At 30.0% G+C, this 11,482-nt stretch carries 14 protein-coding genes; 12 read left to right on the top strand and 2 right to left on the bottom strand.

Annotated features, from left to right (window positions below; genetic code table 11):
* Positions 1-355: 355 nt before the first annotated feature.
* Genes RH99_RS03525 through RH99_RS03515 form a run of 3 tightly spaced genes read left to right on the top strand, consistent with a single transcriptional unit; the run spans position 356 to position 2,219 of the window.
* Positions 356-793, top strand: a complete 438-nt coding sequence (locus tag RH99_RS03525; protein ID WP_010234024.1) for a MarR family winged helix-turn-helix transcriptional regulator — start codon at positions 356-358, stop codon at positions 791-793.
* Positions 794-807: 14 nt separating this feature from the next.
* Positions 808-1,464: an ABC transporter ATP-binding protein gene (locus RH99_RS03520; RefSeq protein ID WP_010234023.1), complete on the top strand. Its 657-nt coding sequence runs from the start codon at positions 808-810 to the stop codon at positions 1,462-1,464.
* Positions 1,461-2,219, top strand: coding sequence for an ABC transporter permease (locus tag RH99_RS03515; RefSeq protein ID WP_010234021.1), 759 nt, complete (start codon positions 1,461-1,463; stop codon positions 2,217-2,219). The genes RH99_RS03520 and RH99_RS03515 overlap by 4 nt, the downstream gene beginning before the upstream one ends.
* Before the next feature lie 47 nt (positions 2,220-2,266).
* Here the strand turns inward: RH99_RS03515 and RH99_RS03510 are convergent, their stop codons facing one another.
* The gene (locus tag RH99_RS03510; protein WP_010234018.1) at positions 2,267-3,244 is read right to left on the bottom strand and encodes an asparaginase; all 978 of its coding nucleotides are present in this window, start codon (positions 3,242-3,244) and stop codon (positions 2,267-2,269) included.
* Between the two features lie 574 nt (positions 3,245-3,818).
* Between RH99_RS03510 and RH99_RS03505 the strand changes: the two genes are divergently transcribed.
* The 5 genes from RH99_RS03505 (at position 3,819) to RH99_RS03485 (ending at position 7,664) form a co-directional block, all read left to right on the top strand.
* Positions 3,819-4,247, top strand: coding sequence for a C-GCAxxG-C-C family protein (locus tag RH99_RS03505; RefSeq protein WP_010234016.1), 429 nt, complete (start codon positions 3,819-3,821; stop codon positions 4,245-4,247).
* Between the two features lie 97 nt (positions 4,248-4,344).
* Entirely contained in the window at positions 4,345-5,058 is a 714-nt protein-coding gene (locus RH99_RS03500; RefSeq protein ID WP_010234014.1) for a M48 family metallopeptidase, read from the top strand.
* 134 nt (positions 5,059-5,192) lie between these two features.
* Positions 5,193-5,429 carry an SHOCT domain-containing protein gene (locus RH99_RS03495; protein ID WP_010234013.1) on the top strand — a complete coding sequence of 79 codons (237 nt, stop codon included), beginning with the start codon at positions 5,193-5,195 and terminating at the stop codon, positions 5,427-5,429.
* A 73-nt stretch (positions 5,430-5,502) separates the two neighbouring features.
* A complete protein-coding gene (locus tag RH99_RS03490) occupies positions 5,503-6,207 on the top strand; it encodes a response regulator transcription factor (RefSeq protein WP_010234010.1) in 705 nt (234 codons plus the stop codon).
* Positions 6,208-6,248: 41 nt separating this feature from the next.
* On the top strand, positions 6,249-7,664 hold the full coding sequence (locus tag RH99_RS03485) for a HAMP domain-containing sensor histidine kinase (protein ID WP_010234006.1): 1,416 nt from the start codon (positions 6,249-6,251) through the stop codon (positions 7,662-7,664).
* A 138-nt stretch (positions 7,665-7,802) separates the two neighbouring features.
* Here RH99_RS03485 and RH99_RS03480 read toward each other — a convergent pair whose 3' ends face one another.
* On the bottom strand, positions 7,803-8,624 hold the full coding sequence (locus RH99_RS03480; RefSeq protein ID WP_010234002.1) for a polyprenyl synthetase family protein: 822 nt from the start codon (positions 8,622-8,624) through the stop codon (positions 7,803-7,805).
* Between the two features lie 440 nt (positions 8,625-9,064).
* Here RH99_RS03480 and RH99_RS03475 point away from each other — a divergent pair, with 440 nt between their 5' ends.
* From RH99_RS03475 to RH99_RS03460, 4 genes are read left to right on the top strand one after another with little or no spacing between them, the layout of a single operon-like run.
* Entirely contained in the window at positions 9,065-9,421 is a 357-nt protein-coding gene (locus RH99_RS03475; RefSeq protein WP_010233999.1) for an NADH-quinone oxidoreductase subunit A, read from the top strand.
* Complete coding sequence (locus RH99_RS03470; RefSeq protein WP_026038386.1) at positions 9,412-9,921, top strand: NADH-quinone oxidoreductase subunit B; 510 nt, start codon at positions 9,412-9,414, stop codon at positions 9,919-9,921. Before RH99_RS03475 ends, RH99_RS03470 begins: the two co-directional genes overlap by 10 nt.
* A complete protein-coding gene (locus RH99_RS03465) occupies positions 9,914-10,351 on the top strand; it encodes an NADH-quinone oxidoreductase subunit C (RefSeq protein ID WP_010233994.1) in 438 nt (145 codons plus the stop codon). Before RH99_RS03470 ends, RH99_RS03465 begins: the two co-directional genes overlap by 8 nt.
* 15 nt (positions 10,352-10,366) lie before the next feature.
* Positions 10,367-11,479, top strand: coding sequence for an NADH-quinone oxidoreductase subunit D (locus RH99_RS03460; protein ID WP_010233992.1), 1,113 nt, complete (start codon positions 10,367-10,369; stop codon positions 11,477-11,479).
* Positions 11,480-11,482: the final 3 nt, after the last annotated feature.

Genomic DNA, 11,482 nt, shown 5'->3' with positions numbered 1-11,482 from the left:
TAATTGACAGTGAATATATTTTGCATATGTGCTAATAATATAAATGCGTTTTCTGTAACTGTCTCATTTAAATGGGTGTAGTCTTATGACTACATCTATTTTATTTCGTAAATAAAATCTGGAAATACTGTTTAATTCAATAAAAAATTAAGAAATAGAAATCTTTATTGTATTATATTACAATAAGTATTATAATATACGTAACTCGTAATAAACGTATAGCGTAAATTACTTAACAAGAATGAACTTTTGATAAATTGATGAAAGATAATATTTCCTTATAGTCATATGTAATAATGAAAAGTAGATATTATATGTTTTTTTTAACAATATAATTTAAAGGGGGGAGATTGTCTTGGATGAAAATATTTTATTGCATAAATTGATAGAAATTTTACAATATAAAAATCTGTATCAATTTGAAACATCAAATATTCAGCCACAGGACATGTATATTTTAGAAAGAATATATTTTGGCAAGAAGTTAAAAGTTAAGGATATATCAAAGGAATATAATATACCAGCTTCAACGGCTACAGGGATTATTGATAGATTAGAATCTAAAAATTATATCAAAAGAATTAGAAATAATACAGATAGGAGGATTGTTGAACTTATTGTAACTGAAGAGGGCAGTCAGGTGATACAGGATCATATTAATCAAGATAAAATATTTGCACATAATCTATTTAATACATTTGAAGAAGATAAAAAAATGGTATTTACACAGTTGCTATTTGAATTGATTAGCAATGTAAATAAAGAAGAATTGTTTAAACAAAATAATAATTAGAGAAGGTGTTCATAGTGCCTTTATTGGACTTTAAAAATGTTATGTATACTAATGATAATAAAGTCATATTAAAAGATATATCAATAAATATTAATCGTGGAGATTTTATTTCGATAGTAGGGCCTTCTGGTAGCGGAAAGAGTACATTTTTAAAATTGTGTTCTCAGCTTATAAGCCCAACAGAGGGTAGTATACTTTATAAAGATAAATCTTATACGGAGTATAGTCCTAATGAATGGAGAAGAAATATAGCTTATTGCTTTCAAAATCCTTATTTATTTGGGGATACTGTAATTGATAATTGTAAATTTCCATATTCAATACGAAATACGAAGATTGATTTGAAAAGAGTAGACAAACTTCTATCAATTTTTGGACTCGAGAAGGGCTCTATAAATAAGAAGGTAAAGAATCTTTCGGGTGGAGAGAAACAAAGGATAGCATTAATTAGAACTTTATTATTTAAACCAGAAATTTTGCTGTTAGATGAAGTTACCTCAGCACTTGATGTAGACAATACATTAATAGTTGAAAATATAATTCAATCCTTAAATAGAGAAGGTATCACTATTTTATGGATAACTCATAATCTTGATCAGAGTAAAAAATATGCAAATAAAATAATATCTATGGAGAAGGGTGAAATAACATCTTTGGAGGTTTTAAGATGAATACTGGAACAAACATTAATATTTCTTCAATATTAATATCTTCATTACTTGTACTAATTTCTATTTTTTTCTCATACTTTCAGAAGCTTAAACTTGAAAAGGAAATAATTATAGGTGTAATCAGAGGTATAATACAGTTGATTGCTCTTGGCTATGTGCTTAACTATATATTTGGATTCAAGAATCCACTTTTCACCACATTCTTACTAGTTTTTATGACCTTTAATGCGGCATATAATGCTGCTAAAAGGGGTAAGGTTAAGAATGCTTTAGTAATCTCATTTATTTCAATAGCTGTAGGAACTATTAGTACTTTATCAATACTTGTATTTTCAGGAACTATAAAATATGAGGCTTATCAAATAATACCTGTAAGTGGAATGATTATAAGTAATGCAATGGTGGCGTTGGGATTATGTTTTAAACAGATGAGTTCAGATTTTAAAAATAAACGTGAAGAAGTTGAGACAAAACTTTCGTTGGGAGCAGATATTTTACCATCTTCTATAGAGATAATAAGAAATGCCATTAAGACAGGTATGCTGCCTACAATAGATTCAACAAAAACATTAGGAATTGTATCAATGCCGGGTATGATGACTGGACTTATTTTAGCTGGTACTTCACCTGTTAATGCTATTAAATATCAAATTATAGTTATGTTTATGCTTCTCTCAACTACAGCTATATCTTCATTTATAGCATGCTATATGTGTTATAGTAATTTCTTTAATAAGCGAAAGCAGTTGATTTAAGAGGAGAATTAAAAACCCCCATCCACTTGTGGGTGGGGTTAAGTACATTAATAATAATTTTCTTCAAATATTTTCTTTATTTCAGATAAATCATCAGTAAGTCCGAGAGTCACCATTAACTTAATTCTAGCCTTTTGACCTGGAAGGTTATCACCAAGAATTACTCCTCTTTTAGTTAAGTCTTTTCCAGCACCTTCATAACCATAATTATCAGAAACTTTTCCAGAAATACATCTAGAAACTAAAATCACAGGTATATTTTTACTCAGTGCATAGTCAACTCCAGAAAGCATTTTCGGAGGAATATTCCCCCTGCCCATACCTTCAATTACTATGCCATTTGTTCCTGAATCTACACAGAATTTTAAGAGACGATGATCCATACCACAGGCACATTTTATAAGGTCCACATTGCTTTGAATTTTTTTCGTAGGTATATGCTCATGCCTTGTATAGTTAAAATAAAAATAAACTTTATTGTTGTCAACAAAACCTATAGGGCCAAAATCTAAACTTTTAAAAGTATCTAGTGAGGAGGTGTTTGTCTTAGTAACTTGTGCAGCGCAATGTATTTCGTTATTCATTACTACTAAGACACCTCTGTTTTTTGCATCTTCAGAGATAGATGTAGTAACAGCATTTATAATATTTAAAGGGCCGTCCCATCCTAGTTCTGAACTATTTCTCATTGAACCTACAAAAACTACAGGCTTTAAATTATTATAAGTAAGATCTATAAGATAGGCCGTTTCCTCAAGGGAATCTGTTCCATGAGTAACTACTATACCATCATAATCTTTAGATTTATCACTTATTATTTTGGATAATTCCATCATTTTTTCTGGAGTCATATGGGGACCGGGTATTATGCCGAAATCCATGCAATCAATATTTGCTATACTATCCATACCAGGAATTAACTTTAGTATATCTTCGCCACATAAAGAGGGTACAGCAGAGTTACTTTTTTTATCTGTTTTCATGGATATAGTCCCGCCAGTGAATATAATAATAATGTTCTTCATTTTAATACTCCTCATATATTAATTTATTAGTTAATTGGAAAATTTGTTTTCGGTAATGAGATTGACTTTTGTACAAAAGATTTTAATATAAACTTCTTGTTTCTTAATATATACAAGCTATTGAAATTACTCTTATTTTAGCATAATTTAATGAAGAGGTATATGTGTAAAATAATGAAATTTAATATATAAATGCTTGAAAATTAGCAAATTAATAAAATGTACATTGCATTTATAGATATAATTGATAGATTAATAATTTTATTAAAAATATTAAAATAGAAAAGCTATAAAATATTTTATAATAATCTGCTTTATCAATGAATATTAATGCATAAACAGAATTTGTAGAGTGATTAGCTAGGTATAAACAAGATTTATTTACGAGATATCCATCTTTTAATTGATTTTTTTAGTAAATATAAAAAAATAATAATTAATAACGTGAAATTCAATAATAAAATATATTTTTTTATTAAGTTGTGGTATTATAGAATAAAGTTAAAAAAGAGAAACTGTTATATAACGGTATGAAAATATGAGTTTATAATTTTAAAGATAGCTGGTGGATATTATGAATAAAGTGGAACAAGCCGTAGGCAAATTTAGTAGAGGAGCCAATTGTGCTCAAAGCGTATTATTAACTTACTGCAATGAATTGGATCTAGATATGAGCTCACTATTAAAAGTAGGTACAGGCTTTGGCGGTGGAATACGTCAAGGTGAAGTTTGTGGTGCTGTAGCTGGAGCAATAATGGTTTTAGGACTTAAATATGGTCCAGACAAGATTGAAGATAAGGAATCTAAAGAAAAAGTTTATGAAATGGTTGGAATCTTCAATGAAAAGTTTAAAAAAATGAATTCTTCAATTACCTGTAGGGATCTGCTTGGATGTAATTTAAACCAAAAAGGTATGAGGGAATATGCTAGAGAAAAAGGTTTATTCAAAGATATATGCCCTAAACTTATAAAAGATGCTATAAATATATTAGATGAAATTTAGGATTAATGAATATTACATATAAGTATTAACAGAAGTTTTAAAACTCATAAATAAACAGAATGAGGTATATGCATATATAAAATATCAGGTGATTATTATGAAATTAAAAATTAGGTATGCTGGTGAAGATATAGAATTTCAAGTGTTATTTAGTAAACGAAAGACCATGGGAATATCTATAGAACCTACGGGGGATATTAAAGTAAGATCACCTATTGGAATACCAGAGGATGTAATAATAGAAATGGTAAAGGGAAAGGCAGCATGGATTTCTAAAAAACTTTACTATTTTAAACATAGGCCCTATCAGTCTGCAAGTAGGGAATTTGTTACGGGTGAATTGTTTATGTACCTTGGAAGAGAGTGTCCTATTGAGATAAACTTAGATGTTAATATAGATAGGCCAAATGTTACTATTTTGAATGATAAAATCATAGTAACTACTAAGAATAACGATAAAGAATACATAAGAAAAGCTCTGGAATTGTGGTATAGAGAAATGGCAAAAAAGGAGATAAATAAGAGGGTCAGTTTTTATCAAAAGTATTTTAATATGAAGCCTTCAGAAATTAAAGTAAAAGAACAAAAGAGAAGATGGGGAAGTTGTACTTATAAAGATGCACTTCTGTTTAACTGGAGATGTGTTATGGCTAAAGAATCTGTACTTGACTATATAGTAGTTCATGAAATGTGCCACATGGTTCATAAGAACCATTCTAAGGATTACTGGAAAGCAGTAGCTTCTATATTGCCAGATTATAAGCAAAGAGATCAGTGGCTTAAAAATAACGGAGTAAAGATGAATTTGTAATATGCTTTATAAAGCTAAAGCCTCAATATTGTATTATTAAATGTGTTTTACAGTAATAGATATAAATTATTCATAATTGCTCCATAATTTAATTTTATAATTTAATTATAGAAAATTAAAAGGAGGAGGATATTATGTTTGGTTGTGGTTATGGTAATGGATTCATAGGCTGGGGAAGTCCATACCTTATAATATTTATGATAATACGATTTTTAATAATTATAGGAATAGTTGTTGTAGGAATAAAATTATTAAAAGGCTATTTCAATGGAAATAACAACGCAATTAAAACTCTTAACAGTATGTATGCCAAAGGAGAAATTACCGAAGAAGAATATAAAAAGAGAAAAGAATTTATCAAAAATAACTAGAGAGTAATCTCTAGTTATTTTTGATATAATTATAATTGAATGAAGTAATAAATTGTATTGAGGTGTTTGAAAAATGAAGGATACTATTAATATACTGGTAGTTGATGATGAAGATAATATATTGGAAGTAATTAAAGCTTATTTGGAAAAGGATAAATTTAAAATATATACAGCAACAGATGGTGAAGAGGCAATTAGAATCTTTAAAGAAGAAAATATTAAACTCATTGTATTGGATTTAATGCTTCCTAAAATTTCTGGAGAAGAAGTTTGTAGAAAGATAAGAGCAGTGTCTGATGTTCCTATTATTATGCTTACTGCTAAAATAGAGGAAGATGATAAAATTGAAGGATTAGCAATGGGCGCAGATGATTATCTTACAAAACCTTTTAGTGTAAGAGAACTAGTTGAAAGAGTCAGAGCACTTCTTAGAAGAGCTTATAGAGACCAGAATCCACTTGCAGATTATCTTGTATTTAATGATGGGGATTTGGAAATAGATGTAACAAAAATGAAGGTTAAAAAGAGAACTAAAGAAATAGATATTACTCCCTATGAATTCAAAGTACTATTAGCATTACTTACAAATCCCGGTCAGGTATTCACAAGAGAACAGTTAGTAAAAAAAGCCTTTGGAATTGAATATGAAGGATTTGATAGAACTGTGGACAGCTATATAAAGAATATAAGACATAAAATTGAGGATGACACTAAGAATCCTAAATACATAAATACAATTTATGGAGTAGGTTATAAATTTACAGGCTCAAAGAGTTGATAGTATTGTAGTTAATATAAATAATGCAGGAGGTCATAGTAGTGAAAATAACACTTGGTAAAAAACTATCTTTGGGTTTTTTAATTGCACTTATTGGCTCTTTAATTATTACCAGTATTATTTCAAATGTAAGAATTTCTAATGAATTTAAAAAATATCTAGTGGATGAACACAACACAAAGATAAATGAAATAGTTAAATTTATTGAAGGTTCATATAATAAAAATAATGGGTTCTCAAATGATAGCCAAGAATCAATAGTTAGGAATGCAAATATGGACGAATTATATATTGAAGTAAGAGATAATTCAGGTAATACTCTATTTTCTTCAGGGACTGCATATATGCAGCATAAAAATATGATGAATTCAATGATGGGTGGAAGAAAAAGCAGTATGATGGGTGATTTATCAAATATTAATACTGGAGAATATAAAGAAGAAAAACATGAAATAACTAAGGATAACAGTGTAGTGGGGACAATAATTATTGGTTACTACGGCAGTTCTTATTTTTCTTCAAACTCATTGACTTTTATAAATAATCTTAATCAATCCTTTATAATCTCTTTTTTTATAACACTAATTCTTGGATTATTAATAAGTTTTTTTCTATCAAGACAGATTGCATCTCCACTTGAAAAAATAACTAAAACTGCTTCGGATATGAGAAGAGGAAATTTAGGAGTTCGTTCTAATATAAAATGTAATACAAAAGAAATAGAAGAACTAGCTTGTTCAATAAACTACCTTGCAGAAACATTACAGAATCAAGAAGAACTCAGGAAAAGACTTACTTCCGATATGGCCCATGAAATAAGGACTCCACTTACTACACTAAAAACTCATGTGGAAGCCTTAATTGATGGCATATGGGAACCCTCAAAAGAAAGGTTTCAAGTATTTTATGAAGAATTAGATAGACTTTCAAAATTAGTAAATAATCTTAGAAACATATCAAAGCTTGAGCAAGCAGGTATAACTCTTAATAAAAGTAAATTTGATTTATCTTCTGAAATTACAAATATTGTAGATACTTTTAAACCTATATTTATGAAACAAAATTATTTGATTACAACTGAAATTACAGAAAAAATAATTGTATATATGGATAAAGATAATTTAAAACAAATACTGTATAATCTTCTTTCAAATGCGAATAAGTATCTTGAAATTAATGGTAGAGTAAAAGTATCTTTATTTGAAAGTAGAGGTTATATTGTAATAGAGGTAGAAGACAATGGTATAGGTATTTCTGAAAAAGATTTACCATATATATTTGAGAGATTTTATAGAAGTGATATATCAAGAGATAAAAATAGCGGTGGATCAGGTCTTGGACTCACTATAACTAAAAGTTTAGTAGAAGCCAATGGAGGGAAAATTCAGGTTAAAAGTAAGATAGGTGAAGGTACTGCGTTTAGTATAGAATTTCCTAAAAAAGATATATGCATGTAATATATTTTAGGGGCTAAAATTTGATAAATTTAAATTAGGTTATTTCATTTAGTTTTTGCAAATAACAGTTGGAATGATTTAGTATAAAATCTAGTCAATTCAACTGTTATTTTACATATTGATTATATTTTATATTAATTAAGCATTCTGAGCTTTGCTGTGGGAAAATGTTAAAATGTAATTAACCAAATTTGTTAAGCTATCCTTATATGAAGAAGCTTCAAAATTTCTTAATGCATCTATAGCTTTTTGAGCAAAATAATGAGCATCTTCCATGGTTACATTACTTTTCGCTTTAATATCGCCATCCATATAATCATCAATTATTTGGTAGGCCATACCAAGATTTAAACCGTATTCTTCTAAAATTAGAATTTCTTTCTCACTTCCACCTGAAATTTCACCACCCAAGCGGCAGCAAAGTCCCATGAATGAGGCTGTTTTGCCTTTAATAATATTAAAATACATTTCTTTATTAGGTAAATTATATTGAGCCTGATCTATCTCAGCAGCACACATCTCAGTAGTTAATTGAACGATAGGCTTCACAAACTTTTTAGGGAGTGATTCGTTAATTATTGAAAAAGCATGAGAAAAAATCACATCACCAGCAAGAACAGCAACCTTTCTACCATAAATTTTGTTTAAAGTTTTTTGACCTCTACGACAAAAATCATTATCAATTATATCGTCATGGATTAAACTTGCACTATGAATGAGTTCTACTACTACAGCTAATTGTATTAATGAAGAGTTAGGGCTTGTTGAGAGTTTTGAATTTACTGTTCCTGCGGATAATAAGACTAAAGTGGGACGAAGGTGTTTGCCAGGAATTTTAAAAAAGTATTCAATTATTTCAGGTAGTGAGCTATTAGGTATATCTGAACTCAAATTTTTAAGATCTGATTTTACTTGATCTAATTCTTTTTTTATCGGTTTATGAATTTCTTGAAATTTCATTTGTTTTCACCCCTTTCTTAATTACTAAGGATAATAAAAAATTTATTTATTAATAATTAAAATAGCATCATCAATTATGTTAAATATCCTATAATTTATGCTGCGGTTAATTATATAAAAAAAATGTAAAGATAATATGTAGATATTAAGTGCACTAAAAAAGTTTATCTGTTTATTTTTTCAATCTACATAAAGTCTTCATAAGAATTGGGTAGTATGTAAGCAAAGAGAAAGATATCAATAACTTAGTAGTTTTTAAGTGATATCCTCCCACTATAGGGAGGAAAAATAAATTAAAACATTTCGCTTTAAGAGTTAAATAGAAATGAGGAATGCAAATGAATAAAGATAAAGGACAATCAGATAGGAGGAAAAAGTGGATGCAATAAATGAGTTACTTGCTAAATTATAAGTAAATTACGTTTTAGGAGGTGATAAAAATGCTACAAGATTTTCTAATGGTTGGAATTTTTCTCATAGCCTCATTCATCTTTGGAGTGGTTGTTTTGTTAACTGCTTCCTTTGTAAGGCCTAATAAGCCGAATAAAGAAAAGTTATCTACTTATGAATGTGGTGTTGAAACTACTGGATCAACCTGGATTAGATTTAAAGCCAGTTATTTTATGTATGCTTTGGTATTTTTATTTTTTGATGTTGAAACAGTTTTTCTTTTGCCATGGGCAGTGAAATTTAAGACACTGGGTTTATTCGCTTTTGCTGAGATGTTTATTTTTATTGGAATTCTAATCATTGGGTTATGGTATGCGTGGAAAGAGGGGGCATTAGAGTGGAAATGAAATTTGAACAGAATAAATACATTCAAGAAGAGATAGAAAAAAATATTAAATTAACCAAATTAGATGATGCATTAAATTTTTGTCGTGCTCATTCATTTTGGCCTCTGACATTTGGTTTAGCCTGCTGTGCTATTGAAATGATGGCGGCTGGAGGCGCTCGTTATGATATTGCACGCTTTGGCTATGAAGTTTTTCGTGCTTCACCAAGGCAAGCAGATTTGATGATCGTTGCTGGAACTGTTACTGAAAAAATGGCACCTATTGTGAAAAGAATTTACGAACAAATGCCGGAACCTAAATGGGTAATTGCTATGGGGAGCTGCGCTACTAGTGGTGGTCCTTTTGTAGACTCCTATAATGTTGTCCCTGGTGCAGACACATTTTTACCAGTAGATGTATATATTCCAGGCTGTCCTCCGCGTCCTGAGGCATTACTTCACGGTCTTTTAACTTTAAAAGAAAAAATTATTCATCCGGAAGAGGTGAGTATAGGTGAGTAGAATTAGTGAAAAGCTGATTTTGGCATTAAAAGAAGAGTATCAACAAAATGTTGAAATCATGGAAAACACGCAAATAGCTATTTGTATAGAAATTAATACTTTTCTAGGTATTGTAAAAAAGGTAAAAGAGTATGGCTTTAATTTTTTAGTGGATTTAACTGCAGTTGAAGAAGAAAGATTAAGCTGTATTTATCATTTTATGTCATTAAGGACCCATGAGCTAATTAGAATCAAGGTAAAACTTGATGAAAAACTTGAGATTCCTTCATTGACTAAGGAGTGGGCGGCGGCAAATGTTCAGGAAAGAGAAGTATATGATCTATTTGGAATTAACTTTATTGGTCATCCCAATTTAAAGAGAATATTGTGTTCAGATAATTTTGTTGGGCATCCTTTACGAAAAGATTTTAAAATTATTGAGAGAAGATAGAGAGGAGGTTTGGTGATGATACGACAGAAAATGTTTCATACTGAGGAAATGACTCTGAATTTTGGCCCACAGCACCCTAGTACTCATGGAGTATATCGAGCAATTTTCACTTTGGATGGAGAGAGTATTGTTAATGTTGAAAATGTCATTGGCTACTTACATAGAGGTATGGAAAAATTAGCTGAATCTAGAACCTATACTCAATTTATACCTTATACCGATAGATTGGATTACTTGTCTGGGATGTTAAATGAATTAGGTTATGTCCAAACGGTGGAGAAGCTTATGGAAATTGAAGTTCCGGAAAGAGCTGAATATCTTCGCATCATTATGGCTGAACTACAGAGAATTGCCAGTCACCAAGTTTTTTTAGGGAGCATGGCAATTGATCTCAACGGAGCTACTCCTTGGATGTATTTTTTTAGAGATAGAGAAAAAGTTCTGGATTTATTTGAAATGGTTTGTGGCTCTAGAATGACAACAAATTATATGCGCATTGGAGGAGTAAGTCAGGAGCTGCCTGAGGAATTTATACCAGAGTTAAGAAATTTCCTTACAGATATGGACAAAAATTTTGTGGAATATGAACGCATCATTACAGGCAATGAAATTTTTCAAGCCAGAACTAAAGATGTTGGAATTATTAGCGGGGAAAGAGCTTTGGCTTATGGATTAACAGGCCCAAATTTGAGAGCTTCTGGTATCGATTTGGACTTAAGACGTGATGTACCTTATGGTATTTATCAACGTTTCGAATTTAAGGTGATTGTTGGAAAAAATGGTGACTGCTATGAGCGATGGTTAATGCGTATTGGCGAAATGGAGGAAAGTTTAAAAATTATTAAGCAAGCGCTACAGCAAATTCAAGAGGGACCAATTTTAGCTAAAGTTCCTAGGATGATAAAACTACCAAAAGGAGATATTTATCACCAAATTGAGGGGTCTAAAGGTACTCTAGGTTATTATCTGGTAAGCGATGGATTGAATAAACCTTATAGACTTCACATACATGGACCATCTTTTGTTAATATTGGTGCCTTTCCTGAAATGGCTAAAGAAAGTACAATTCAGGATGCAGTTGCTATTTTAGCATCACTTGATCCTATATTAGGTGAAGTCGATCGATAATAG

Origin of the sequence: Clostridium arbusti SL206 (genome assembly GCF_000246895.1) — a bacterium.
Classification (GTDB): Bacteria; Bacillota; Clostridia; order Clostridiales; family Clostridiaceae; genus Clostridium_I; species Clostridium_I arbusti.
Note: the sequence above shows the minus strand (reverse complement) of the source record. Positions and strands in the feature narration are given on the sequence as shown.

What these genes read in the sequence shown, in the direction of transcription:
- RH99_RS03515 (WP_010234021.1), top strand. Translation starts at nt 1,461, where the DNA reads ATGAATACTGGAACAAACATTAATATTTCTTCAATATTAATATCTTCA.
- RH99_RS03510 (WP_010234018.1), bottom strand. Translation starts at nt 3,244, where the DNA reads ATGAAGAACATTATTATTATATTCACTGGCGGGACTATATCCATGAAA.
- RH99_RS03505 (WP_010234016.1), top strand. Translation starts at nt 3,819, where the DNA reads ATGAATAAAGTGGAACAAGCCGTAGGCAAATTTAGTAGAGGAGCCAAT.
- RH99_RS03500 (WP_010234014.1), top strand. Translation starts at nt 4,345, where the DNA reads ATGAAATTAAAAATTAGGTATGCTGGTGAAGATATAGAATTTCAAGTG.
- RH99_RS03495 (WP_010234013.1), top strand. Translation starts at nt 5,193, where the DNA reads ATGTTTGGTTGTGGTTATGGTAATGGATTCATAGGCTGGGGAAGTCCA.
- RH99_RS03490 (WP_010234010.1), top strand. Translation starts at nt 5,503, where the DNA reads ATGAAGGATACTATTAATATACTGGTAGTTGATGATGAAGATAATATA.
- RH99_RS03480 (WP_010234002.1), bottom strand. Translation starts at nt 8,624, where the DNA reads ATGAAATTTCAAGAAATTCATAAACCGATAAAAAAAGAATTAGATCAA.
- RH99_RS03475 (WP_010233999.1), top strand. Translation starts at nt 9,065, where the DNA reads ATGCTACAAGATTTTCTAATGGTTGGAATTTTTCTCATAGCCTCATTC.
- RH99_RS03460 (WP_010233992.1), top strand. Translation starts at nt 10,367, where the DNA reads ATGATACGACAGAAAATGTTTCATACTGAGGAAATGACTCTGAATTTT.